This is a genomic window from Pseudonocardia bannensis (assembly GCF_012911875.1).
Taxonomy (GTDB): domain Bacteria; phylum Actinomycetota; class Actinomycetes; order Mycobacteriales; family Pseudonocardiaceae; genus Pseudonocardia; species Pseudonocardia bannensis.
In genome coordinates, this window is record NZ_JAAXKZ010000029.1 from 1 (window position 1) to 25043 (window position 25043).

At 71.4% G+C, this 25043-nt stretch carries 24 protein-coding genes; 6 read left to right on the forward strand and 18 right to left on the reverse strand.

Annotated elements, in window-relative coordinates; all coding sequences use genetic code 11:
- Nucleotides 1-105: 105 nt before the first annotated feature.
- Nucleotides 106-864: an IclR family transcriptional regulator domain-containing protein gene (locus HF519_RS10420; RefSeq protein ID WP_169412582.1), complete on the reverse strand. Its 759-nt coding sequence runs from the start codon at nt 862-864 to the stop codon at nt 106-108.
- Between the two features lie 213 nt (nt 865-1077).
- Here HF519_RS10420 and HF519_RS10425 point away from each other — a divergent pair, with 213 nt between their 5' ends.
- Nucleotides 1078-2526 (forward strand): amidohydrolase family protein, encoded by a 1449-nt coding sequence (locus HF519_RS10425; protein WP_169412591.1) that lies wholly within the window; start codon nt 1078-1080, stop codon nt 2524-2526.
- Nucleotides 2527-2803: 277 nt separating this feature from the next.
- Here the strand turns inward: HF519_RS10425 and HF519_RS10430 are convergent, their stop codons facing one another.
- A complete protein-coding gene (locus HF519_RS10430) occupies nt 2804-3025 on the reverse strand; it encodes a hypothetical protein (protein WP_169412593.1) in 222 nt (73 codons plus the stop codon).
- 246 nt (nt 3026-3271) lie between these two features.
- Nucleotides 3272-3451, reverse strand: coding sequence for a hypothetical protein (locus HF519_RS10435; RefSeq protein ID WP_169412595.1), 180 nt, complete (start codon nt 3449-3451; stop codon nt 3272-3274).
- A 321-nt stretch (nt 3452-3772) separates the two neighbouring features.
- Between HF519_RS10435 and HF519_RS10440 the strand changes: the two genes are divergently transcribed.
- Nucleotides 3773-5998 (forward strand): 6-phosphofructokinase, encoded by a 2226-nt coding sequence (locus tag HF519_RS10440; protein WP_169412597.1) that lies wholly within the window; start codon nt 3773-3775, stop codon nt 5996-5998.
- Nucleotides 5999-6204: 206 nt separating this feature from the next.
- Here HF519_RS10440 and HF519_RS10445 read toward each other — a convergent pair whose 3' ends face one another.
- The 13 genes from HF519_RS10445 to mdlC form a co-directional block, all read right to left on the reverse strand.
- A complete protein-coding gene (locus HF519_RS10445; RefSeq protein WP_169412599.1) occupies nt 6205-7056 on the reverse strand; it encodes a class III extradiol dioxygenase subunit beta in 852 nt (283 codons plus the stop codon).
- Nucleotides 7049-7408 carry a protocatechuate 4,5-dioxygenase subunit alpha gene (gene ligA / locus HF519_RS10450; RefSeq protein ID WP_169412600.1) on the reverse strand — a complete coding sequence of 120 codons (360 nt, stop codon included), beginning with the start codon at nt 7406-7408 and terminating at the stop codon, nt 7049-7051. The genes HF519_RS10445 and ligA overlap by 8 nt, the downstream gene beginning before the upstream one ends.
- Nucleotides 7398-7601 carry a hypothetical protein gene (locus HF519_RS10455; RefSeq protein WP_169412602.1) on the reverse strand — a complete coding sequence of 68 codons (204 nt, stop codon included), beginning with the start codon at nt 7599-7601 and terminating at the stop codon, nt 7398-7400. The genes ligA and HF519_RS10455 overlap by 11 nt, the downstream gene beginning before the upstream one ends.
- On the reverse strand, nt 7598-7876 hold the full coding sequence (locus HF519_RS10460) for a muconolactone Delta-isomerase family protein (protein WP_169412604.1): 279 nt from the start codon (nt 7874-7876) through the stop codon (nt 7598-7600). Before HF519_RS10460 ends, HF519_RS10455 begins: the two co-directional genes overlap by 4 nt.
- A gap of 37 nt (nt 7877-7913) precedes the next feature.
- Nucleotides 7914-8618 (reverse strand): alpha/beta fold hydrolase, encoded by a 705-nt coding sequence (locus tag HF519_RS10465; protein ID WP_169412605.1) that lies wholly within the window; start codon nt 8616-8618, stop codon nt 7914-7916.
- Nucleotides 8615-9679: a Rieske 2Fe-2S domain-containing protein gene (locus tag HF519_RS10470; RefSeq protein WP_211169837.1), complete on the reverse strand. Its 1065-nt coding sequence runs from the start codon at nt 9677-9679 to the stop codon at nt 8615-8617. Before HF519_RS10470 ends, HF519_RS10465 begins: the two co-directional genes overlap by 4 nt.
- A gap of 32 nt (nt 9680-9711) precedes the next feature.
- Nucleotides 9712-10458 (reverse strand): 4-carboxy-4-hydroxy-2-oxoadipate aldolase/oxaloacetate decarboxylase, encoded by a 747-nt coding sequence (locus HF519_RS10475; protein ID WP_169412607.1) that lies wholly within the window; start codon nt 10456-10458, stop codon nt 9712-9714.
- Nucleotides 10455-11186, reverse strand: coding sequence for a PIG-L deacetylase family protein (locus HF519_RS10480; protein WP_169412609.1), 732 nt, complete (start codon nt 11184-11186; stop codon nt 10455-10457). The genes HF519_RS10475 and HF519_RS10480 overlap by 4 nt, the downstream gene beginning before the upstream one ends.
- A 58-nt stretch (nt 11187-11244) precedes the next feature.
- Nucleotides 11245-12240, reverse strand: coding sequence for a PDR/VanB family oxidoreductase (locus HF519_RS10485; RefSeq protein ID WP_459161734.1), 996 nt, complete (start codon nt 12238-12240; stop codon nt 11245-11247).
- Nucleotides 12241-12415: 175 nt separating this feature from the next.
- Nucleotides 12416-13096 carry a response regulator transcription factor gene (locus HF519_RS10490; RefSeq protein WP_169412611.1) on the reverse strand — a complete coding sequence of 227 codons (681 nt, stop codon included), beginning with the start codon at nt 13094-13096 and terminating at the stop codon, nt 12416-12418.
- Nucleotides 13093-14676 (reverse strand): sensor histidine kinase, encoded by a 1584-nt coding sequence (locus HF519_RS10495; protein ID WP_169412613.1) that lies wholly within the window; start codon nt 14674-14676, stop codon nt 13093-13095. Before HF519_RS10495 ends, HF519_RS10490 begins: the two co-directional genes overlap by 4 nt.
- Before the next feature lie 181 nt (nt 14677-14857).
- Complete coding sequence (locus HF519_RS10500) at nt 14858-16273, reverse strand: MFS transporter (RefSeq protein WP_169412615.1); 1416 nt, start codon at nt 16271-16273, stop codon at nt 14858-14860.
- Between the two features lie 252 nt (nt 16274-16525).
- Nucleotides 16526-18127 carry a benzoylformate decarboxylase gene (mdlC, locus tag HF519_RS10505; protein WP_312860031.1) on the reverse strand — a complete coding sequence of 534 codons (1602 nt, stop codon included), beginning with the start codon at nt 18125-18127 and terminating at the stop codon, nt 16526-16528.
- Nucleotides 18128-18397: 270 nt separating this feature from the next.
- On the opposite strand from mdlC, the gene HF519_RS10510 reads away from it, so the two are divergent.
- The 4 genes from HF519_RS10510 (at nt 18398) to HF519_RS10525 (ending at nt 22890) form a co-directional block, all read left to right on the forward strand.
- Nucleotides 18398-19861, forward strand: coding sequence for an aldehyde dehydrogenase family protein (locus HF519_RS10510; protein ID WP_169412617.1), 1464 nt, complete (start codon nt 18398-18400; stop codon nt 19859-19861).
- Nucleotides 19862-20001: 140 nt separating this feature from the next.
- Complete coding sequence (gene fdhA, locus HF519_RS10515; RefSeq protein WP_169412619.1) at nt 20002-21225, forward strand: formaldehyde dehydrogenase, glutathione-independent; 1224 nt, start codon at nt 20002-20004, stop codon at nt 21223-21225.
- On the forward strand, nt 21222-21935 hold the full coding sequence (locus tag HF519_RS10520; protein ID WP_169412621.1) for an alpha/beta hydrolase: 714 nt from the start codon (nt 21222-21224) through the stop codon (nt 21933-21935). The genes fdhA and HF519_RS10520 overlap by 4 nt, the downstream gene beginning before the upstream one ends.
- Nucleotides 21936-22080: 145 nt before the next feature.
- Nucleotides 22081-22890 (forward strand): SDR family oxidoreductase, encoded by an 810-nt coding sequence (locus HF519_RS10525; protein ID WP_312860032.1) that lies wholly within the window; start codon nt 22081-22083, stop codon nt 22888-22890.
- A gap of 142 nt (nt 22891-23032) precedes the next feature.
- Here the strand turns inward: HF519_RS10525 and HF519_RS10530 are convergent, their stop codons facing one another.
- Complete coding sequence (locus HF519_RS10530; RefSeq protein ID WP_169412623.1) at nt 23033-23425, reverse strand: ester cyclase; 393 nt, start codon at nt 23423-23425, stop codon at nt 23033-23035.
- 87 nt (nt 23426-23512) lie between these two features.
- The gene (locus HF519_RS10535) at nt 23513-25042 is read right to left on the reverse strand and encodes a 4-hydroxyphenylacetate 3-hydroxylase N-terminal domain-containing protein (RefSeq protein WP_169412625.1); all 1530 of its coding nucleotides are present in this window, start codon (nt 25040-25042) and stop codon (nt 23513-23515) included.
- Nucleotide 25043: the final 1 nt, after the last annotated feature.

Sequence of the window (25043 nt, forward strand, 5' to 3'; positions counted from 1 at the left end):
CTTCACCCCGGTGCTGTCCGACCCCGACACCGAATGGGCCGGACGCAACGGCCCCGTGCACCGTGCGGTGCTCGCCGACCACCCCGACCTGCGCGGCCACGAGGTCTACGCCTGCGGCAACCCCGCGGTCTGCAGCAGCTGCGGCAGGTGGTGCTCGAGCAGCCGCTCGACCGGCGTCTCCGCGGCGTGGGTGTTGACGTTGATACCCGCGATCACCCGGCCCGAGCCGTCGCGCAGCGGCGCGGCGACCGACCGGATGCCGCGGGTGAGCTGCTCGTCGGTCAGCGCCCAGCCCCGGGCCCGCACCTCCCGCAGCTCGGCGTCCCGCTCGGCGCGGTCGGGCTGCCAGCGCGGCACCAGGCGCGAGCGGCTGGGCTCGGCCAGCACCCGGTCCAGTTCGTCGGCCGGCAGCGCCGCCAGCTGCACCTTGCCCAGGGACGTCTGCAACGCCGGGAACCGGGTGCCGATCTGCACCGCCAACGACACGATCTTCGGCACCGCGACCCGGGCGACGTAGACGATGTCCGAGCCGTCGAGCTGGGCGATCGAGCACGACTCGTTCGTCCGGGCGACCAGGCGCTCCATGTGCGGGCGGGCGACCTCCCACAGCCCCATCGACCGCACGTAGGCCACCCCCAGCTCCAGCACCCGCGGGGTCAGCGCGAATCCGCGCTCCCCCGAGCGCACGTATCCGAGCTCGGCGAGGGTGAGCAGGATGCGCCGGGCCGTCGGCCTGGCCAGTCCGGTCGCGGTGGCGACCTCGGTCAGCGACATCGTCGGCCGGGCGGGCCCGAAGGCGGCGATGACCTCCAGACCACGGGCCAGCGCCTCGATGAAATCCGGTCCGGTGCCTTCGCGCGGCATGACGCGACTCCTCCACTCGACAGCGCGTTCCCGCAGGGTAGCCACCTGCTGTCCGCTCAGCGGACAAGACCGACCGAAATCCGCAGCGACCGCGGTGCAGGACGCGGATTGACAGCGGGACACCGGGTCGGCAACAGTGACGCCGACCTCACATTGACCGTACTACGGACAAAGGTCCGGCATTGACGACGCCGCCGCGAAGGAGCGAGAGCGATGAGCGATCCGAAGGAGTTCGGCCCCGGGCGTCCCGTGGTACTCCGCGGCGGCACCGTGCTCACCATGGACGACACCAAGCAGGTCCTGCCCCGCGGTGACGTCCTGGTCGTCGACGACCGGATCGCCGCGATCGGCCCGGCTCTGACCGTGCCCGAGGGCACCGTCGAGATCGACGCGAGCGACGGCATCGTGATGCCCGGCATGATCGACACCCACCGGCACATGTGGCAGACCGCGATGCGCGGCTACGGCGCCGACTGGACCCTGACCCAGTACTTCGTCTGGTACTACCTGGAGTGGGGCAAGGCCTTCCGCCCCGAGGACGTCCACGCCGGCAACCTGCTCGGCGCGATCGAGGCGATCGACGCGGGCGTCACCACCACCGTGGACTGGTCCCACGGACTCCAGACCACGCAGCACGCCGACGCGGCCGTCGACGCGCTGCAGGCCGTGCCCGGCCGGTTCGTGCTGGCCTACGGCAACATCCAACAGTCCCCTGGTGAATGGACCACCGCGCCGGAGTTCCGCGACTTCGTCGGTCGGCGCATCACCGGTGGCGACATGCTCGGCTTCCAGCTCGCCTTCGACGTCACCGGCGACCCGGCCTTCCCCGAGAAGCCCGCCTTCGAGGCCGCCCGGGACCTGGGCGTCGCGGTCACCACCCACGCCGGGGTCTGGGGCGCCACCGGCGACGACGGCATCCGGCTCATGCACGACCACGGCTTCATGACACCCGAGACCGTCTACGTGCACAGCGCCACGCTGTCCGCGGACTCCTACCACCGCATCGCCGCCACCGGCGGATCGGTGTCGGTCTCCACCGAGAGCGAGCAGAGTGCCGGCCAGGGCTACCCGCCCACCTGGGCGCTGCGGGCGCACGGCATCCCGGTGTCGCTGTCGATGGACACCACCGTCTGGTGGAGCGGGGACCTGTTCACCGCCATGCGCACCACCCTGGGCGCCGACCGCTCACGCGAGCATCTCGAGGCCCACGCCAAGGGCGAGACGGTCACCCACGCCGCGCTGCGCGCCGAGCAGGTCGTCGATTGGGCGACCCGCGGCGGAGCCCGCGCCCTGGGCCGCGACCGCGATCTCGGCAGCATCGAGGTAGGCAAGAAGGGCGACCTCGTGCTGATCAAGAACGACCACTCGCCGGTGATGTTCCCGCTGCTCAACCCCTACGGGCACGTGGCCTTCCAGGCCCAGCGCGGCGACGTGCACACCGTGCTCGTCGACGGCCGCGTGGTCAAGCACGATCATCGCCTCCTCGGCGTCGACCTCGCGGCTGCGCGGCGGACGGTCGAGCAGACCGTCGAGCACCTGCGCTCGACCCTCGGCGACCAGGCCTGGGAGAAGGGCATGAACCCCGACGTGCCCGAGACCACGATCCTCGACAACCCCTACACCTACACCGACTACCGCAGCGCCAGCACCCACGGGCGCTGAACCACACCGCTCGCTGTTCGGCGCGCAGTCCGGCCCGCCACCGGCCGGAGCCCCTCCATCACTTCCGGACCGACCAGGCCCAGGAGGCGCCGCCGGTCGCCCCCGCGCAGGCCTGAGGCCCTCCGACGCGGGCAGCGTGCCGTCGTCCGACCCGCCCGGCCGGCGGCGCGCTCATGCGGCGAGGCGACCCGCGACCGCTCGCCCTCGACGACGGATCGAGCCACGCCGCCCACAGGTCACCGCAGGGCCGAGCCCATCGCGGGCCGGAACCTCCCGCTCAGGAGGGCCGGAGCGCGGCTCGGAGCTGGGCTTCGATCGTCGACGCGGCCGACAGGCGATTGTCCACCCGCACGTGGGGCACGGCGGGATCCCGGTCCAGGAGCATGCCGGCGACGAACTCGTCGAACCTCGCCAGCTTTCCCGTGTCCCGATCGGACCGCCGCAGTTCGAGACGGTGCCGCAGAGAGGCCGCATCGGAACGAACCCACACCAGGCGCACCGGCTCACCCCCACCCGGAGGTCCAGCCACGACCCAGACATCGGCCATCCCCGGCGACGCCGGCCTCGACCGGGAATCGACATGTCTGTTCTTGCTGCCCCGCCGCTCGGACACCGCGGCTCCCTCCCATCGGCCGGTTGCTCCGAGTGTGCCGACTCGCGGCCCCGCCTCCCGAGAGCGGCCGGCGGACGGCGTGGGTCACGACCGACGTCACCACGAGCCAGGCATGCAGGGGCGGCTGCCGGACTACACCTCGTGCGCCTGGTCGTAGCCGAGGTCCCCGTCGAGGTAGAGCTGGCGGCCGGTGGCGCCTCCGGCGCGGTGCGGCAGGAGCGCCCCGCGAGCGGACGGCAGCTGGAGCGCGGTCCTGACCTCGGTCACCAGGTCGTAGCCGTAGTCGCCCGAGTAGTCGTGATCAGCCGACATCGCCGTCCCCCTCGCAGACATCCGCACGATCTCACTCTTCGTGACCGAAGAGCTTCGTACGGTTGCGAAGATCATCGCTCGATCGGTTCGCCAGGGCAAGGGCATGCCTCCGCGTGGAGGTTTCGTCACCCATCAGGCGTACGGTCCGTCCGCACCATCGGTCCTGCCCGCCCACGCGCCACGGGCCGCCCTGCCCCGGGACGATCACCGACCGTGCTTGGTATCGCCTGCGTCGGCGTTCCACGGTTCACTCCCCCGGACCGGTCTGGGACGCTCTACCCGAGTCGACATCCCTGCTCGCTCCGCAGCGGAGGTGGTCCGATGACCCAGGTGCCGACCGGGCCGACCAGCATCGCCGTGCTCACCAGCGGGGGTGACGCGGGTGGGATGAATCCGGCCATCCGCGCGGTGGTCCGCAGCGCCGTGCACCACGGCATCGACGTGTACGCGGTGTTCGAGGGCTACCGGGGGCTCATCGAGGGTGGCGATGCCATCCGCCGCTTCGACTCGTCGAACGTGGGCGGCATCCTGCAGCGCGGCGGCACCGTGATCGGTACCGCGCGGTCGGCGGAGTTTCGCAGCCGGGCGGGGCGCCGCCGGGCGGCGCGCAACCTCCTGGAGCGTGGCATCGACGCCCTCGTCGTGATCGGCGGGGACGGCAGCCTGACGGGCGCGAACCTGTTACGGGAGGAGTGGCCGGACCTGCTGGCCGAACTGGTCGACACCGACGAACTGCACCCCGAGGTGGCCGCAGCGCATCCGGTCCTGCGCCTCGTCGGCCTGGTCGGCTCGATCGACAACGACATGTTCGGCACGGACATGACGATCGGGGCCGACACGGCGCTGCACCGGATCGTGGAGGCGCTCGACGCGATCGACAGTACGGCGTCGAGCCACCAGCGCAGCTTCGTCGTCGAGGTGATGGGCCGGCGCTGCGGGTACCTGGCGTTGATGGCGTCGCTGGCATCGGGCGCGAACTGGGTGCTGATCCCGGAACGCCCTCCGGAGTACGACGACTGGGCGCAGCTGATGTGCTCGGTGATGCGAGCCGGGCGCGAGAACGGACGGCGGCGCAACCTGGTGCTCGTCGCCGAGGGTGCGCAGGACCACAACGGCGAGCCGATCACGGTCGACGACGTCAAACGGATCCTCGAGCAGGAACTCGGCGAGGACGCGCGCGTCACGATCCTGGGCCATGTCCAGCGCGGAGGCGCGCCGAGCGCGTTCGACCGGTACCTGAGCACCCTGCTCGGGCACGCCGCGGTCGAACAGCTGCTGGCAGCCGGCTCCGATACCTCCGCGCAGCTCGTGGGGATCCGCGGCCACCAGGTCGTCAGCTCGCCGCTGATGGACTGCGTCGCCCAGACCCACGCCGCCGCCGACCGGGTCAAGGGCCAGGACCTCGACGGCGCGATGCTGCTGCGTGGTGGCAGCTTCCGCGAGTCGTTCCAGATCCTGGTGACGATGCAGCAGGCCGCGCCACGGCCCACGGCCGCCGGCCGCAAGCGGTTCCGGCTGGCCGTGGTGCACGGCGGGGGCCCGGCGCCGGGCATGAACACCGCCGTCCGGGCCGCGGTGCGGCTCGGCCTCGACCGCGGTTACGCCGTGCTCGCGGTCAGGAACGGCTTCCGCGGCCTGCGCGACGGCGACATCCGGGAGATGGACTGGATGGACGTCAGCGGGTGGGTGTCGTCCGGGGGCGCCGAACTCGGGACCAACCGGTACGTGCCCGCCGGCGACGACGTGGCGCGGATCGCCGAGCAGGTCGCCGCGCACCGGATCGACGGCCTGCTGATGGCCGGCGGCTGGGCGGGCTACGCGGCCGCGTACGCGCTGCACAGCAGCGGTCGGCTGCACCGGGCGCTCGACATCCCGATCGTCTGCCTGCCGATGACCATCAACAACGACCTGCCCGGAACCGAGCTCACCGTCGGCAGCGACACGGCGCTGAACAGCATCATCGCCGACGTCGACAAGATCAAGCAGTCCGCGGTGGCGTCGCGCCGGTGCTTCGTCGTCGAGGTGATGGGCCACGACTGCGGCTACCTCGCGCTGATGAGCGGGCTGGCGACCGGCGCCGAACGCGTCTACCTGCCCGAGGAAGGCATCACGCTCGACGATCTGACCCTCGACGTCCGCGCACTGGCCGAGGGGTTCCGGTCCGGGAAGCGACTCGGGCTCGTGATCCGCAGCGAGAACGCCGACCCCGTCTACAGCACCGGCTTCATCCGGGCGCTGTTCGAGAAGGAAGGCGGCGATCTGTGGGACTCGCGGGAGGCGATCCTCGGCCATGTCCAGGAGGGCGGCGACCCGTCGCCGTTCGACCGCATCCAGGCCACCCGGCTGACCGCCCGCTGCATCGACTACCTCTCCGAACAGCTCGAATCCGGCGCACGCGCGAGCGCCATGATCGGCTTCCAGTCCGGCCGCCTGCAGTTCACGGACCTGACCTCGTACCCCAAGCTCATCGAGGCCGACGTGCAACGACCGGTGGAACAACGGTGGATGGCGCAGCGACCGTTGGCCCGGGTCATGGACGTGTGGTGACGTCACCGAGATCCCGCACGCCAGGAGTCCTCCGCCCGCCTCCTACGGTGAGCCGCGTCACCCGGTGCTCGCGAAGGAACTCGGGCCGGACGGGGTCGCCGTCAACGCCGTCGTACCCGGTCAGGTCGCGACGCCGGGCACCCGGCAGTACCTCGCCGAGCAGGACTGCGACCGGACCATGGTGAGGATGCCTGACCGGCTCAGGCTCATCGGGGCACCCGGTTGTCGAACAGTGCGAGCGCTGCCGCCGTGTTCGACGCCGGGACGTGGTAGGTCGAGTGCACCCGGCGGATCTGCTCGTTCATCGCGCCGCGCATGATGAGCCACATGATCATCTCGATGCCCTCGGAGCCGGCCTCACGGATGTAGTCCTCACGGGACAGCGCGGCCAGCTTCTCCGGGTCGGTCTCGATCGCTTCGAGGAACATCGCGTCGAAGTCGGGGTTGATGAAGCCCGCCCGGGCACCGGCGAGCTGGTGGGACATCCCGCCGGTACCGAAGATCGCCACCTTGGTGTCCGGGTGGAAGGTCTCCAGGGCCCGGCCGATCGACCGCCCCAGCGCGAGGCAGCGTGCGGCCGTGGGCTGCGGGTACTGGATGACGTTGACCATCAGCGGGACGACAGGGCACGGCCAGGCCTCGCCCGGGTCGGGGCAGAAGATCGACAGCGGCACGGTCAGTCCGTGGTCGACATCGAGCTCCTGGAAGACGGTCAGGTCGAACCCGTCGTCCATGAGCGACTCGAGCAGGTGCAGCGACAGCTCCGGGTGGCCGACGACGTCGGGCACCGGACGCCGGCCGAAGCCCTCGTCCGCGACCCGGTACCGATCGGCGGTGCCGATGCCGAACGTCGGGACGATGTCGAGGTCGACGCCGTTGGCGTGGTCGTTGTAGACGACGATCGCGACGTCGGGCGTGTGCTGCGCCATCCACTCGCGCGCCGGCCGGTAGCCGTCGAACAGCGGCTTCCAGTACGGGTCCTCGGTCTTCCCGCGGTCCATCGCCGCGCCGATCGACGGCACGTGCGAGGTCGCCAGGCCCCAGATCACCTCAGCCATCGGTGCGTCCTCCTGCGCGCATGACTGCCACGAACTCCTCCTCGGTCATCCCCGCGAAGACACCCCCGAGGTACTGCATCGACCGCCCGTCCATCATGGCCAGCTTGTAGACGTAGAAGATGCTGCCGCCGAGGTCGATCATGGCCTGCCAGTCGCGGGCCAGGACCGCCTCCTGCTGCTCCGGCGCCAGGCCGAACTCCTCGCAGTAGGCCTTCTCGTCGGCCAGGAACCGCTCCCTGTTCTCGGCGAATCGCAGGCTCATGAACAGCTTGTTCATGCGGAATCCCCGCCGGCTGCTGCGCCCGTCGAAGACCGGTGTCCCCGGCACGTCGAACCTCGGCTCAGTCGACATCGCGGCCTCCTGGCCCGTTGCTGCTCGTGGCCGGCGCATGTTCGTGGTCGTCCAGCCAGTCCCACATCTCCCGGGGATGCGAGCTGGTCCACGTCCGCCCGCACCAGCAGCGGCCGAGCATCTCGCCGTCGTACTGGCGGAAGGAGATGCGCAGCTCCAGTCCGGTACCCGTCGCCCCGGCGGCCGTCGTCACTGCCGCTCCTGCGGATGGGTGGCCAGGGCCTCGACGGTGATGTCGAGCCAGGGCGCCATGGGCAGCGACATGAGCGCGTCGTGCAGCTCGGCCGGGTCGGCGGCCTCGTACAGCCCGATGGTGGCGTTGCGCCCGGGCACGCGCCAGAGCCGCTTCAGTACGCCGGCCGCGCGCAGCTCCACGGCCCGGGCGCGCTCACCGGCCCGCAGCTCCTCGCGCCGCTCCGCCGGGGTGTCGACGGGCAGGCGATTCTCGGACCGGACGAGGAACTCCACGACGGACTCCAGGGGTGTGTGATGGATGGGGGGACGGTCAGCGGGCCAGTTCGAGCAGGACGTCGGCCAGTGCCTCGGGGGCCGTGACCATCGCCTCGTGCCCGGTGTCCAGTTCGTGCACCGGCCAGCCGCACTCGCGCGCCCGCTCGGCCTGCGCCTGGAACACTCGCATCCAGCTCACACACTCGATGAACGCAGCCGGGACGCCATCGACCGCGCCGGTGAGGTGCAGCCGGTCGGTGTAGGTCTTCCACGGGTGCGGCGTCAGCTTGGGGGTCAGCCAGTCGATGTCGGCCTGGTCGGTCACGCCGAGCACCGACAGCTTGCGCACCGGAACGAGCCAGCCGAAGCCGGCTTCCGCCGCGGACTCCGCCCAGTGGTGCTCGACCGTCTCCGGCAGCAGGTCGCGGGCGGCCTCGCCGTCGGTCCCGACGAACGCGTCGAGGTAGACACGCCGCGCGACCGCCGCCGGGCGCCGGTCCGCCACAGCGGTCACGATCTGGCCGGCGTAGCTGTGCCCGACCAGGACGACGCCGGTCAGGCCGAGGGTGTCGATCAGCCGGACGACGTCCTCGGCGTGGGTGTCGAGCCCCACCTGGGGGGAGAGCAGGTGCGCCCGCTCCGACAGGCCGGTCAGCGTCGGTGCGTGCACCTCGTGCCCCGCGTCGCGCAGCAGCGGGGCGACGCGGTCCCAGCACCAGCCACCGTGCCAGGCTCCGTGGACGAGGACGAAGGTGCTCATGCCCCGGCCACCGCCGCCCGCGGACGACGTGGCGCCGGTGCCTCCCCGGCGGCGGCCTCCTTGGCGGCCATCTTCTCCAGCAGCCGGCGGCCGCGGATCCCCGCGACGTCAGATCGGATGCTCGACTCGCGGGCACCGGCCGGCTCGCTGGCCACCATGACCTCCTGGATCTCCAGGGCGTCGACGTCCTCCTTCATCACCGCCAGCTGCTGTTCGAGCTGGAACGTCGACAGCTCCGCGTCGTCGATCTTGTAGTCGCGGGCGAGGGCGAAGAAGTCGTGGGTCTCGGTCTCCGTCGCCGGGGTCATCCCGTACATGACCTTCATGTGGAAGCCCTCGGGCTCCTCGGTGCCCGTCGGGGCGAGCCGGATGTTGAGGATGAAGACGCCCGGCGCGTAGAAGTCGCCGTCCTGCCACCGGTCGATGGGCGAGGTGAGCCCCATCGACTTCTCGTAGAACGGCGGCGCCTCGATGCCGACCATGTGCCGGATGAACGACACCCGGTCGCCCTCGCTGGTCACCTCGATCGGCGTGCCCGCGACCGCGGCGTTCCCGATGCTGCTGGGGTGCAGGAACGTCTCGTGCGTCAGGTCGAGCAGGTTCTCGGCCAGCAGCACCTGCCGCGCCTTCAGCGGCACGAGACCCTTCACGTGCGTCCAGCCCGGGTCGCTCAGCCACCACGTGTCGGGGATCAGCGCGGGGTCGGCGAGCTCGACGTCGCCGGTCCAGATCCAGACCACACCGTCGCGCTCGACCAGTGGGAAGCGGTGCACCGACGCCTTGGGGGTGTCCGGCTGCTCGGCCACGCCGACGCAGACGCCACCGGAGTCGATCCGGTACCCGTGGTAGTTGCACTCGATGACGTCACCGTCGAGGCGGCCCAACGAGAGCGGGTACTTGCGGTGCGGGCAGCGGTCCTCGATCGCGGTGACGCTGCCGTCCTGCAGTCGGTAGAAGCAGACCGGCCGACCCACTATCCACCGTTGCAGCAGGGTCCGGCCGACCTCGTCGGACCAGGCACCGATGTACCAGCCGTTCTTGACAATCGGGTTCGTAGCCACGGGATCTCCTGGGAAGCAAGGGGCGGAAGGGATCAGGCGGAGGGGAGCGGGACGGTCTCGTCGCCCGGCTCGTCGACGTAGGTGACGCCCAGACGCTCGAGGGTCGCGCGCATGCCGTAGACGTCCAGACCGAGCACGCCGGCCTGGAACTTCTCCCGCTTCTCCTGCTCGTTGGCCTCGCGAGCCACGGACGCGGCGGCCACCGCGGACGCCTCCTCGCGGGGGACGATCAGCACACCGTCGTCGTCCGCGACGACCACGTCACCCGGACGCACGTAGGCGCCGGCGACGACGACCGGCACGTTGACCGAACCGGGGGTCGCCTTGACCGTGCCCTGCGCGGAGACCGCGCGGGACCATGCCGGGAAGCCGAGCGCGGTCAGGTCGGCGACGTCGCGCACGCCGGCGTCGATGACCAGCCCGAGCACGCCACGGGCGGCGAGCTGGGTGGCGAACAACTCGCCGAACATGCCGTCGGTCGACGGCGAGGTGGTGGTGACGACGAGGACGTCACCCGGCCGGCACTGCTCGATGCAGGCGTGGATCATCAGGTTGTCGCCGGGCTGGCTGAGCACGGTGACGGCCCGGCCGGCGATCCGCGCGCCCGGGTAGATCGGCCGCAGCACCGGGTGGGTGAGGCCGCGGCGGCCCATCGCCTCGTGCGCGGTCGCCACGCCGACCCGGCCGAGCACCTCGACGGCCTCGGCGTCGGGGCGCCGGTTGGTCCGCACGATGACGTGCCGGCGCTGTGCCGATGATTCGCTCGCACGCTCGCTCATCGCAGCTCCTCCCCCACCGTCGGGAAGGTGCGCTGGTAGGCCTCGGCGTGGGTGACGGTCTTCGGGGCGCCGTTGCGCACCGCCTGGACGCCGCGGCGGATGCCGAGGTCGGTGTAGTACTGCACCAGGTGGCCCTGCGCGCCGCTCATCGACTGCATCGCCTTGACCTTGACGTCGAAGACCGGGGTGATGTCGAGCAGCAGGTCCGGGGTGAAGCCGCAGACCTCGGGCTGGTGCGGCTCGAACTTCAGCACCTGGGGCGCGCCCAGCGGCGTCGTGGACCGGTCGTGCCCGTGCGCCTGGGCGACCATCCTGGTCAGCAGCGTGGTCTCGTGCGCCAGGTTGTGGTCGCGGTTGTACGGGTCGTTCGCCACGTGGGTGAGCAGCACCTCCGGCTGCCGCTCCCGCATGACCGCGACGATGCGGTCCTGGGCTGCCTCGTCCACCCGCAGCGGGTAGTCACCGAGGTCGAGGAACTCGATACTCGCGCCGAGCACCTCGGCGGCGGCGGAGGCCTGCTCGCGGCGGGTCTGCTTGACCCGGTCCAGGGTCATGCCCTCCTGCTTCCACAGGCCCTGCGACTCGCCGCGCTCCCCGAAGCTGAGGCACACCACGTGCACGGCGGAGCCGCGCTGCGCGGACAGGGCGATGGCACCGCCTGCGCGCCAGACGAAGTCGGCGGCGTGCGCGCTGATGACCAGCACGGACGGGGTGGTGTTCTCGGACAAGGTTCTTCAGCTCTCCCGGTTCGGGCGTCAGCTCTGATGTTCGCTCCGCAAGCTCCGCTCAGAGGTCGAGGACCAGGCGGGCGCCGCGGCAGCGGGAGACGCAGATCATCATCGTCTCGCCCGCGGCCTTCTCCTCCTCGGTGAGGAGGGAGTCGCGGTGGTCGGGCTCGCCGGAGAGCACGGTGGTCTCGCAGGTGCCGCAGACGCCCTCCTCGCAGGAGGAGAGGACGTCGATCCCGGCGTTCCCCACCGCCTCGAGGACGGTCTGCTCCGGCGCCACCGAGACGGTGAGGCCGGAACGCTCGCAGACCACGTCGAACGCGGTGTCGGCTCCGTCGGTCACGACCGGCGCGGCGGTGAACCGCTCGACGTGCAGCGCGCCCGCGGGCCAGGCCCGGCAGCGGGTCTCGAGGGCCTCGATCAGGCCGGTGGGACCGCAGCAGTAGACCAGCGTGTCCGCGGCCGGGGCGCCCAGTACGGCGTCCAGGTCGAGGAGGCCGACCTCGTCCTGGGGGTGCACGCGGACCCGGTCCCCGTATGCGGCGAACTCGCCGAGGAAGGCCATCGACGCGCGGGTGCGGCCGCCGTAGTGCAGGACCCAGTCGGCGCCCGCCGCGGCGACGGCCCGGATCATCGGCAGCAGCGGGGTGATGCCGATCCCGCCGGCCACGAACACGTACCGGCCTGCGGGCTGGAGCGGAAAGTTGTTGCGCGGCCCGCGGATGCGCAGGGTCGCACCCTCGGTGAGCTCGTCCGCGATCCACCGGGACCCACCGCGCCCGTCGGCCTCCCGCAGGACGCCGATGCGCCATGCAGCGCCGTCGGCCGGGTCGCCGCACAACGAGTACTGACGGGTCAGCCCACCGGGCAGCTCGACGTCGATGTGCGCGCCGGGCGTCCACGAAGGAAGCTGCTCCCCGGACGGCAGGGCGAGCTCCACACCGACGACACCCTCGGCTTCCTCGCGACGGGCCGTGACGACCATGTCCGCCGCGAAGTCCGACGTGGTGCGGGTCGTGGGGGCGGGTGTGTCAAGGACGGTGGACGTGGTCACAGCGGCGCTGACCTCCCTGCGTCGTCGCCGGGCTCGTCGCGGCCGGACGACCGCGCTCACCGACAAACGTAGGAAGAATCGAGGCCCAGGTGATCGGCTCGATGTCAGCTCACGGCCGACCGATGCAACGGGTCGTGACTACGTCATCCGTCGCGTCCGCCGCTGCAGGGGCAGGTCAGCTGGGTGCTGGGATGAGCCCCTCGCGGATGGCCAGCAGGGCGGCCTGGGTGCGGGAGGAGAGCTGCAGCTTGGTCAGCACGTTGCTGACGTGCGTCCGCGCCGTGCGCTCGCTGATGACCAGACGGTCGGCGATGTCCCGGTTGGAGTGCCCGTGGGCCACCAGGATCAGGATCTCCCGCTCCCGCGCGGTCAGGGACGTCAGCCCGACCTGGGGGGCGGCCATGCGGCGGGTGAGCTGACGGGCCACGGCCGAGTCCAGGTGCACCTCCCCGGCTGCGGCGGCCCGGACGGCGGTGGCCACCTCATCGGGGTCGGCGTCCTTCAGCAGGTAGCCGGCCGCACCGGCGGCGAGTGCAGCGTGGACCCGCTCCACCTCACCGAAGCTGGTGAGCACGACGACCTTCACCCCGGGATGGGCCCGGGCGATGGCCTCGGTCGCCTCCACGCCGCCCATGCGTGGCATCTGCAGATCCATCAGGATCACGTCGGGCAGGGGCTCGCCGAGGGTCTGCCACTGCTGCAGTCGGTCGATCGCCTGCTGACCGTCAGCCGCCTCCCCCACCACGTGCAGTGAGGCCACGGTGTCGACGTACGCCTGCAGGCCACGGCGGACGATCGCGTGGTCGTCCACGACCATGACCCGGATGACCTCGCCCGGGGCCACGTCCTCGGTCATCGGCTCCCCGCCTCTCCTTCCGCGGCCACCTGCGCGACGGAGGCCGGCAACGTGACCCGGACCGTCCAACCGCCCGACGGGCGCGGTCCGGCGACCAGCCGACCACCCCAGCGCTGGGCGCGTTCGCGCATGGACACCAGCCCGAGCGTGTCCCGGGGGGCACCGCCGGCGGAACTCCCGGACGCCGCGCTGGGGCCGCACCCGTCGTCGGTCACCTCGACGACGAGACCGCCGCCGTCCTCGGCCGGGGTGAACCGGATGCCCACCGCGGTGGCCCGGGCGTGCTTCACCACGTTGTGCAGCGCCTCCTGGACGATGCGGTACAGGTCCTCCTGGACGTCGATCCCGGATTCCAGCTCCAGACTGGGGGGCGCCTCCACGTCGACGACCAGTCCGGTCCGCGCCTCCAGGCTCGCGGCGTGGGCGCGGACGGCGTCGACCAGGCCTCGCTCGGCCAGGTCCAGGGGACGCAGCTCGAAGACGAGCCCGCGGAGATCGGCCAGTGCGTTCTGGGAGAGCTCCGCGAGCTCCTCGGCGCCACTGCGCACCCGGGCCGGATCGGCGTCCGCGCAATCGACCTGGGCGCGCAGCGCCTTCGCCTGCATGCGCATGGAGAACAGCTGCTGCACCACGGAGTCGTGCAGGTCCCGGGCCAACCGGCGGCGCTCGTCGAGCTGGGCCTGCGACCGGGTCTGGGCCAGCAGCGTGGCGGTGTCGATCGCCACCGCGGCGTGATCGGCCATCGCCTCCAGGAAGGACAGGGAGTTGGGACCGGGATCCTCGCCGGGGAGGTAGTAGGCATTGATCACGCCGAGGGTACGGCCGCGTACCACCAGGGGCATGGACACGAAGCTGTCCCAGTCGGGGTGCCCCATGATCGCGTGCAGCGGGGCCCAGGTCGGGTCGGCCATGATCGCGGGCTTGCGGTGCAGGACCACGACCGGTTTCCCGCCCTGGAAGGCGTCCATGAAGCCGACCCGGGCGCCGAGTCGCCGGCAGGCGCTCAGCCGCTCGGTGAACTCGGCGGCGTCGCCGAAGCCGGCCATGCCCAGCACCCGTAGTTCCTCGCGCGGGTCGTCGATGGCCAGGATCTGGACGGCGGCGATGTTCGCCGTCATCACGACCTCGTGCGCGACTGCGTCCAGGGTGGCGCGCAGCGAGCACACGTCCGCGACGCTGGAGGCCGCCCGGGCGATGGCGGTCAGCCGCTCCTGCTGCCGGAGGGTGTCGGTCACGTCGCTGAACCAGACCACGTACCCCCCACCGGCCGCTGGGGCGAGGCGGTACTCCAGGTCCCGTCGACGTCCGTCCGGGGCCGGCCATGTCGTGCGGCAACGGTCCTCACGGGGCCGATCCGGGCTTGCATCGCCGATGTCGAAAGGGGCCGCACGCCCGACGAGGTCGTCGGCCGGGAGGCCGAGGATGTGCGCGGCCGCGGCGTTGAGCACCGTGAAACGACCGCGCGGGTCCAGCACGGCCAGTCCGTCGGCGGACACGTCCACCAGAGCCCGGAGGACAGGATCCTCGCCCGTGACCGGCTGCCGGGACGCGCCGGCGGGGGCGTCCACGTCGCTGTACACCTCTGCCTCCTCACACCGGTGTCTCCCTGGAACGGTACTGAGGGTGCAGAGCGCCCCGGACGCGGCCTGCGGGGCGGCGGCCGGGCGATCTTGACAAGAGAGCCACGTTCACGCCGGGGGTGGCATGAACGTGGCTTTCCTGCCACTCGGGCCTGCCACTCGGGTGGCAGATGGGAGTGCGTCAGCCCAGCGGCCCCGTCGCGGTGGTCGACGCGGCCGCCGGCGCCGTCTCTTCGGCGGCCGTGTCCGTCTGCCCGGTGGCCGAGGGCCCGGACGGCACCGACGGCACCGACGGCACCGACGGCACCGACGGCACCGACGGCGCGGAACCCTCGCGGAGTCCGAGGACGGCCACGAAGCTGACCAGCGACAGCGCCATCACGTACACCGCGATCGGCGTCGAGGAGCCGTAGGTTCCGAACAACGCGGTCGCGGCGATCGGAGTGACGGCGCCACCGATCATGCCGCCCACCTGGTAGGCGATGGAGATCCCGCTGTACCGGAACCGGACGTCGAAGATCTCGGTGAACAGGCCGCCCTGGGCCCCGGCCATGACGCCCTGGACGAGCGCGGCCACGACGAAGGCGAGCAGCGCCAGACCGGTGTCCCCGGTGTTGACCAGCCCGAACATCGGGATCGGCCAGAGCACGGCGGTCAGGGCGCCCACCGCGTAGACCTTCTTCGAGCCGAAGCGGTCGGCGGCCAGGGCCGACACGACGATGGTCCCGATCCAGACCAGCGTCGAGGCGAGGATCAGCGTGAGTAGCGTCGTCCGGTTGAAGCCCACCACCGCGGTGCCGTAGGTGAGCATGTAGACGATGACCGTGTAGCCGACCGCCGGCGGGGCGATCGAGGCCAGGCTGGCGAGCACCAGGTTGCGCGGCTGGCGGCGGAACAGCTCCGCGACCGGGACCTTGCTGACGTCCTTGTCCTGCTTCACCTGCTGGAACTCCGGCGCGTCCTGCAGCCGGCTGCGGACCAGGAAACCGACGACCACCAGCGCGATGCTGATCAGGAAGGGAATCCGCCAGCCGTAGGACATGAAGTCCTCGTTGGACATGCCCGAGACGGCGAGGAAGGCCAGGTTCGAGGTGAGGACGCCGACCGGCACGCCGAACTGGGCGAAGCTCCCGTAGACCGCACGGCGCCGCGGGGAGGCGTGCTCGGTGGCGATCAGGATCGCGCCACCCCACTCGCCGCCGACCCCGAAGCCCTGGATGAGACGGAGCGCGACCAGCAGCAGCGGCGCGCCGATGCCGATGGCGGCGTACGTGGGCAGGACACCGATGAGGAACGTCGAGCCGCCGGTCAGCACCAGGGTGAGGACGAGCATCGACTTACGGCCGATCCTGTCCCCGTAGTGACCGATGACCGCGGCCCCCAGCGGGCGGGCGATGAAGCCGACGGCGAAGGTCCCGAACGCCGCCAGGGTGCCGGCCGTGCTGGAGAACTCGGGGTAGAACAGGCTTCCGAACACCAGCGCGGCGGCGGTGCCGAAGATGTAGTAGTCGTACCACTCGATCGACGTGCCGATGAAGCTCGCCGCGAAGATCCCCTTCTTGGACGGGGCACTGGTGGAGCTGGGTGGTGGGGCCACGGTTGCGTACTCCTCTGGACGCCGGAGAGCGAGAAGGCGTGCGACCACGCGGGTGAGGGCGGCCTCACGGCTGTAGGAATGCAAGCCGGTCGGCGGTCGGAAGTCGTGAGCGCGCGGACCTGCTCCGGGTTGGTCTTCTGTGGCGTCCGGACTACGTCATCTGTCGCGTCCGGGCGTGCGGACCCCCGACTCAGCGCCGATGCTCGCTCCGCACGCTCCGCTCAGCGCCGATGCTCGCTCCGCACGCTCCGCTCAGCCCAGCGGACGGGTCTCAGCCGTGATCGGCACCTCGAGCAGCCGGGGCCCCTGCAGTGACGCCGCGCAGGCCAGCGTGGTCGCCAGCTGCTCGGCGCTGGTGATCCGCTCGCCGGGCAGGCCGTAGCCGGCAGCGATCTGCACCGCGTCGAGGCCGGGCAGGTCCAGCCCGGGGGCGTCGGTGACCCCCAGCTGCGCGACGAAGCTGCGCAGCGCGCCGTAGCCGCCGTTGCGGAGCACGACGAACGTGATGGGCAGGCCGAGCTGCCCGGCCGTCCACAGGCCGGCCACGCCGTACTGGAGCGCGCCATCCCCCAGCACGGCGACGACGGGCCGGTGCGGATCGGCCAGTGCCACTCCCACCGCCGCGGGCAGTCCGAAGCCCAGCCCACCGGCGGCCGGGAAGAACAGGCTGCGCGGCCGGCGCAGGTCCAGGTGCGCCCAGAACTGCGTCGTGTTCGACGTCGACTCGTTGACCAGGCGGACATCCGGCGGCAACACCCGGGCCATCTGCGCGAACACCGCGTCGGCAGGGAACGGCGCTGCCTCCGGTGCGGGCGCGGCCGGGCGTTCCCGCGACGGGACGGCAGCTCGGGAGGGGGCAGCGGGGAACGCGTCGAGCAGCTGGCCGAGGACCGCCGCGACGTCGGCGACGACGGCGTCCCCGAAGGCCGCCCGCGCCGCCGCGTGAGGGTCGGCGCCGACGGCGACCAGCTCGGTGCCGGCCGGCAGCCAGGGTCCGGGGCGATAGGCGTGGTAGCGGAAGACCGGGGCGCCGAGGACGAGCACGAGGTCGTAGCCGGTCAGGCACTCACTGACGCCGGCGATGCTCGGCGGCAGCACGCCCTGCCACAGCGGGTGCCGGGTGGGGAACGGGCACCGAGGTGGGGTGGGCGCGGTCCACACCGGGGCCTGCAGCCGTTCGGCCAGCTCGACGACGAGGCCGAAAGAGCGCTCGTCGTCCGCCTCCGGACCCACCACCAGCGCCGGGGCCGAGGCCCCCTGCAGCCGGCCGGCCAGCTCGGCGACGAGGTCGGGGGTGGCCGCGCCGGCGGCGCGCACCCGCCGCCCGGCCAGGTGGGCCACCTCGTCGGCGTTCACGTCCTGCGCCCAGTCGTCCAGCGGCAGGGATACGAACACCGGGCCGGCGGGCGGCAGCGTGGCCAGGTGGAAGGCCTCCGACAACGCCCGCGGTACGTCCTGGGCCCGGGCCGGCTCGAACGCCCACTTGATCTGCGGCTCGGGCAGCCGGGTCATCCCCGGCTCGGCCAGGACGGACCCCAGCCCGATCATCGCGCGGGCCTGCTGTCCTGCGGTCACCACGAGCGGCGTGTGTGAGGCGCGCGCGTTCGCCAGGTTTCCCATCGCGTTTCCCAACCCGGCCGCGGAGTGCAGGTTGACCAGCGCCGGGCGGCCCGTGGCCTGCGCGTAGCCGTCGGCCATCGCCAGGACCGCGCCCTCGTGCAGCCCGAGGACGTACCGGAAGTCCGCCGGGAACCCATCGAGGAACGGCAGCTCGTTCGAGCCGGGGTTGCCGAAGACGGTGGTCAGCCCCCAGGCGCGGAGCAGGTCGTAGGTGGTCTCGCGAACCGTGGGCACGGCGTTCTCCTTCAGACAGCGCAGAGCCCGGCGCCGGACCCGGCCCGGGCAACGGGAGCCGACGCTAACCGCCCGGGCACGCCGTCCACAGGGGGCAGGAGGACAATGGCCAGCAGGTACGTCAGATGTCGCGCTCCGGACTTCCGGATCACACCGGGTGCATCGGGTCCGATGCCCCACGAGCGTGATCGTCGTCCGACCTACCGTCACCGAGCACACAGTGTGCGACCGGTTCTGCGGCCCCTGCGATGACCTCCGAGGAAACAGACGATGGTGTCTTCAGCCCAGCTGCCCGAGATCAGGACCGATCTCTTCATCGACGGTGAGGTGCGCAGCGCCGACGACGCGCTGCAGGTGATCGACCCGGCCGACGGTGTCTCCGTGGTCGGCTACGCCGCGGCCGCGACCGCCAAGCAGGCCGAGTCCGCCGTGGCCGCGGCGCACCGGGCGTTCCCGGCCTGGGCCGCCCGCACCCCGCAGGAGCGGGCCGCGCTGCTGACCGCGGCTCTCGCTCCCCTGGAGGCCGACCGCCCGGCGACGGCGGAGGTGCTCACCCGCGAGAACGGCAAGATCCGGATGGAGTCCTTCATCGACTCCATCGTGTTCGCGCACCGCTTCGACCTGGCCGCCGGCCTGGCCGGCGAGCTCGAGCACGTGACGCACCTGCCGGCGCCGCCCTACCGGACCGAGATCTCCTACCTGCCCCTGGGCGTCGTGACGATCATCGTGCCGTTCAACTGGCCGCTGGCGATCCTGGCCGCCTCGCTGCCGCAGGCGCTGCTGGCCGGCAACACCGTCGTGGTGAAGCCGCCGCCCACCGCCCCGCTGGCCACCGTCCGCACCGTCGAACTCGTGGCCCGGTCGCTGCCCCCGGGCGTGCTCAACGTCGTCACCGGCGCCGACGCGGAGATCGGCGCGGCGCTGATCCAGGACGATCGGGTCAAGAAGGTCTGCTTCACCGGCAGCCCGGGTGGCGGCAAGCGGATCATGTCCATGGCCGCCGAGTCGCTGACCCGCGTGGCGCTGGAGCTGGGCGGCAACGACCCGGCGATCGTGCTGGCCGACGCCGACCTCGGGCCCGAGGCGCTGCAGCGCCTGTTCACCGGGACCTTCGACTCCACCGGTCAGATCTGTATGGCGACCAAGCGCCTTTACGTGCACCGGTCACGTTACGACGAGGTGGTCGAGGGCCTGTCCGGTCTCCTCGCCGCGACCCGGTTGGGCCACGGTCTGGACGAGGGCGTGACCATGGGCCCGCTGCACAGCCGGCGGCAGCTGGAGTACGTGCAGGAGCTCACCGCGCAGGCGCGCGAGTCCGGTGCCGAGGTCCGCGAGTTCGGGGAGGCCGCCGAGGGCGCCGACATCTCCCGCGGCAACTTCCTCCGCCCGTCCCTGGTGCTCGACCCGGCCGAGAGCGCGCGCGTCGTGGTCGAGGAGCAGTTCGGCCCGACCCTGCCGATCCTGCCCTTCGACGACGAGGACGACGCCGTCGCCCGCGCCAACGACACCTGGTCGGGGCTGTGCTCCTCGGTCTGGACCCAGGACCTCGACCGGGCCGCCGTCCTGGCCGCCCGGCTGCGGACCGGCTACACCTTCGTCAACGCCCACGGCGCCGCCCACCTCGACGAGCGGGCCCCGTTCGGCGGCTTCAACCACAGCGGCATGGGCCGCGAGATGGGCATCGAGGGCGTCCGCGAGTTCATGGACACCCACGCGGTCGGCTTCCCCGCCTGACCCACGCCGCACCACCACACGCCGGACGGGCTGTGGATCCCCTCCGGGTCCACAGCCCGTCGGCTTCTCCGGCCTGCGCTGCGCCGGCCGGTCCGTCCGTCGCACGACAGCGGCGACACCGAAAGGGAGTTCCAGCGTCCATGGCAGACAACCGCGGCGTCACCTACCAGGGCCCCGCCCGGGTCGAGGTCAGCGACCTCGACTACCCGGGGCTCGTCCTGCGCGACGGTCCCGGCGTGCACCCGGACAATGTGGGCCGGGAGTGCCCGCACGGGGTGATCCTCAAGGTCCTGACGACCAACATCTGCGGCAGCGACCAGCACATGGTCCGCGGCCGCACGACCGCTCCGCACGGCCTGGTGCTGGGCCACGAGATCACCGGGGAGGTCGTGGAGACCGGTCCCGGGGTCGAGTTCATCAAGGTCGGCGACGTCTGCTCGGTGCCGTTCAACATCGCCTGCGGGCGGTGCCGGAACTGCAAGGAGGGCAAGACCGGCATCTGCCTCAACGTGAACCCCGACCGTCCGGGCTCGGCCTACGGCTACGTCGACATGGGCGGCTGGGTCGGCGGCCAGGCGGAGTACGTGATGGTCCCCTACGCCGACTGGAACCTGCTTCGCTTCCCGGACCGGGAGCAGGCCCTGGCCAAGATCCTCGACCTGACCATGCTCTCGGACATCTTCCCGACCGGTTACCACGGTGCGGTCACCGCCGGCGTCCGGCCGGGCTCGACGGTCTACATCGCCGGCGCCGGCCCGGTCGGCCTCGCCGCCGCGGTCTCCGCGCAGCTGCTGGGCGCGGCCGCGGTCATCGTCGGTGACCTCAACGCCGATCGGCTGGCCCAGGCCCGCTCCTTCGGCTGCGAGACCATCGACGTGTCCCAGGGCGACCCCCAGGACCGGATCGAGCAGATCCTCGGCGTCCCCGAGGTCGACGCCGCCGTCGATGCGGTCGGTTTCGAGGCGCGTGGACACGGTGCCGGGGCGGCGAAGGAGGCGCCGGCGACGGTGCTGAACTCGCTGATGTCGTTGACGGCCGCCGGTGGTTCCATCGGGATCCCGGGGCTGTACGTGACCGGCGATCCGGGCGGTGTCGACGAGTCGGCCAAGGTCGGGTCGCTGTCGCTGAGCCTGGGCACCGGCTGGGCCAAGTCGCTGTCGTTCACCACCGGCCAGTGCCCGGTCATGCGCTACCACCACGGCCTGATGCAGGCGATCCTGCACGACAAGGTGCAGATCGCGAAGGCCGTCAACGCCACCGTGATCAGCCTGGACGACGCCCCGGCCGGCTACGCCGAGTTCGACTCCGGCGTCGCACGCAAGTACGTCATCGACCCGCACGGTGTGGTCGGGGGTGTCCGGTGAGCGCCACGGTCGTCCTCGTTCACGGCGCCTGGCACGGCTCCTGGTGCTGGGACGAGCTCGTCCCGGCGTTGGAGGCCCAGGGGCTGGCCGTCGCCACCGTGGACCTGCCCAGCTCGGGGCCGGACGTGACCGCGCTCGGGGACCTGGACGCCGACGTGGCCGCGGTGACCGCCGTGCTCGACGCCGTCGCCGGCCCCAAGATCCTGCTGGGGCACTCCTACGGCGGGCTGCCGGTGACCCAGGCCGCCACCGGGCGGGAGGACGTGGTCCACCTGGTGTACGTCTGCGCCTTCATGCTCGACGCCGGGGTGAGCCTCATCGACGCGGCCGGTGGGCAACCCGTCTCGTGGTGGCGGCTGTCCGAGGACGGCACCTGGATGACGCCGGACCGCCCGGAAGAGGTCTTCTACAGCGACTGCGAGCCGGCGGTGGCCGCCGCGGCGGTGCCCCGGCTACAGCCGCAGTCACTCAGCTCGTGCCGGCAGCCGCTGCAGGCAGCCGCTTGGGAGACCATCCCCTCGACGTACGTGGTCGCCGACCTCGACCCGGAGCTCCCCCGGTTCGTCCAGGAGGCGATGGCGACCGGTCGGGCCACTCGCGTGGTGCACATCGACGCCGGGCACTCCCCGTTCCTGTCCCGCCCAGGGGAACTCGCCGCGATGGTCGCGGAATGCGCCGAGGTGAGCGCCGCACCGGCACGAGCCGATTGATCTCGGTGGGGAGGTGAGGGTACGGGCACTCACCTCCCCACAGACTCGGACGACGCCTCCTCCCGGCCGGTGTCCCAGCCCCACCGCGAGACCGCCTCACCCGTTCACCCGAGAACCCCCCGCAGTGGAAGGACATGACCATGGCGTGCCCACTCGCCCCCGGCTCCCCAGGGACGACCTGATGGATCTGGGCATCCACGGCCGCACCGCCCTGGTCTGCGCCTCGACGAGCGGTCTGGGCTACGCGGTCGCCGCGGCGCTGACCGCCGAAGGCGTCCGGGTGGCCATCACCGGACGCCGTGCGGACACGGTCGAGCAGCGCGCCTCCGAGTTGTCAGGCGCCGCGGGTTTCGTCACCGACCTCACCGACCTGGCCGCCGTCGCCGAACTCGTGCCACGTGTGGAGCAGGCGCTCGGCGGCGTCGACATCCTGGTGCTCAACAGTGGCGGTCCGCCGCACGGCACCGCGGAGACGTTGAGCGACGAGGACTTCACGGCAGCGATCGACACGCTGGCCCGCGCACAGCGACAGTTGGTCGCCGCCGCGTTGCCGGGGATGCTCGCCCGCAACTGGGGTCGGATCCTGGCCGTGGGCTCCTCCGGCGTCGCCGAACCCTTGGCCGACCTGGCCGCTTCCAACGTCGGTCGAGCCGCTCTGGCCGCCTATCTCAAGACCTTGTCCGCCGAAGTCGCCTCCCGGGGCGTCACGTGCAACATGCTGCTTCCCGGACGCATCGACACCGACCGCGTGCGGCTCACCGATCGCGCGAGAGCCGAGCAGACCGGCTCCTCACCCGAGGAGGTCGCTGCGGCCTCGCGTTCCACCATCCCGGCCGGGCGCTACGGCACCCCGCAGGAGTTCGGGCAGGCTGCTGCGTTCCTGTGCTCCGCTGCGGCCGGCTACATCACCGGCATCCAGTTGCGCGTCGACGGCGGCAGGGCCCGCAGCTACTGATCCGCCGACGCCCTGGCCACCGGCCCGCCGCAGCCCCGGTCGAGTCGAGATCACCGGCATGGCCGGGTGGCCCCGACCTTGCATCAGATCCTGATGCGCTGCCCGACGGCGATGGCTGGCGCCATGTCGAGCGCCGGTCGGATCACGCTCCGCTCATCTGACGACGGAAGGTCTCGGCATCCCAATAGTCTTCGGACCAGGCGATCTGATCGTCGATGGATCCGAGTACATGCACGCCACGGAGGTCGAGGATCTGGCCCCGCGGCTGGAAGCCACCAAGCCGCTTGGAAAGCGTACCGGTCAAACGGTATGGGACCGCCTCTCGGCTGTCGTCCACGATTATTGCCTCCGCCTCCCATCGGGCATCCGGGAACGCTTCCAGGAATGATTGCAGGCCCCTGCCGATCGCTTCCCGGCCGCGGCTGACGCGGCCGGTCGCGACTTCACGGTGCCAGCCACCAGGAGCATAGAGATCAGATACTCGATTGATATCGCGCGAACGATATGCCTGGTACAGCCGATCCGCGAGACTCATCGTCCTCCCTCTTGCGTTGACCCATTCCCGGGGCCCCGGCCCTGCATTCCAGTTGCTCCGCCACGCCCCCCGACATGGCTTCGATGGCTATCCGAACATCGGCTTCCTGACGTCCGCGAGGGCTCGGGCCGGCGCTGCGAGCTTGTCGACCGGGAGCCCCAGGAACCTGGCGAGGTGTTCCACGCCGGCTACCCGGTCGTACTCGCCGAAGAGTCGTTCCTTGAGGAAGAACAGCGGATAGCCGTTGAGCCGCTCGAAGTAGTCGACCCGCATGCCGAAACTGTCCGACGTGATGTCCCAGACGAGCCCCATCAGCAGGTTCTTCTCCTCGGACACCAGGTCGAAGCCCTCTGTCACCTGACACAGCAGTGGCCCCAGTTCGGGGTGCGAGAAGTCCTTCTCCGTGAACAGCATCAGCGGGCCTTGGCCGGCCATCTCGCGGATCTTGCCCATGATCGTGCCGTAGTGCTCGACCCCGTAGACCCGCCCGGCGGTGACGTAGTCCACCTGCGGCCAGACGACGCCGGACTCGGTCGTGATCGCGTAGTCCTGCGCGGACATCGCGAGAGAGCGCTGCACCTGGGCATAGACGACGAGGTCCGCGACGATCTCGCGCACCTTGGCCACCCGCACGGTGCCGATCGAGTCGATGATCATCTGCGCCAGCGCGACGAGCAGTTCGGCCTTGACCGCCATCCGCACGAGCGTGTTCCAGTGCTCACCGGCGCCGATGTCCCCGTACTCCAGCGGCAGGTTCGGGTTGCCGAGCGAGAACACCCGCTCCATCGGCACGAAGACGTTGTCCAGGATGACCAGGCAGTCCTGCTCCTCTCCCTTCGAGGCGAGCGGGTGCTCGGTCGCCGACGGCGGGTGGGCCAGTGCCTGCCGCAGGACGATGTGCAGCCCTTCCGAGTTGGCGGGCAGGGCGCACCAGAAGCTCTCCTCCGATGAGACGCCGGGCTGCGTGAGGATCAGGATCTCGTCCGCCTGCGGGATGACCGTGCCGACGATCTTGGCGCCGGCGACGACGATCCCATCGGAGCGCTTCTCCACCACCCGCAGCAGCGGGGGGAGCCGGTCGGTGTCGCCATGGTGCTTGAGCGGGATGCGCTCGCCGATGGACCACTTCTCCTTCGCCCGCGCGCCCTGCGGGTCCGCGACGATGCCCCCGATCATGATGTTGTTGTCCTGCGCGTACCGGATGTAGCGGCCGATGTTGCCGGCGAGTTCGGGCTCGGTGAACAGGTGCTCGTAGGCGGCCAGGCCGAGCGTCGTCCACGCGATGTTGTCGAAGTGGCGCCCGAACATGCCCAGCGTGTGCCGCGACGCCAGCTCGTCCATCTCCCGCTTGGCGCGCAGCTCCTCCTTCGTACGGGGCAGCTGCCAGGCCCGGGTGACGCGCTGGCCGTCCTCTCGCACGAACGTCATCGTGTCCTGGTACCGCGGGTCGTGCTGCATGTCGAAGATCTCGGCGAGTCGGTCGATACCGCCGGCAGTCGCCGGGTGCGTCGTGACGTCGTCGATTCGCTCGCCGCCGTACCAGACGACGCGACCGTCGCGCAGCGCCTTCTTGTATTGCTCACCCGTACGCAAAACGGCGTCCCTATTGATCCCCATG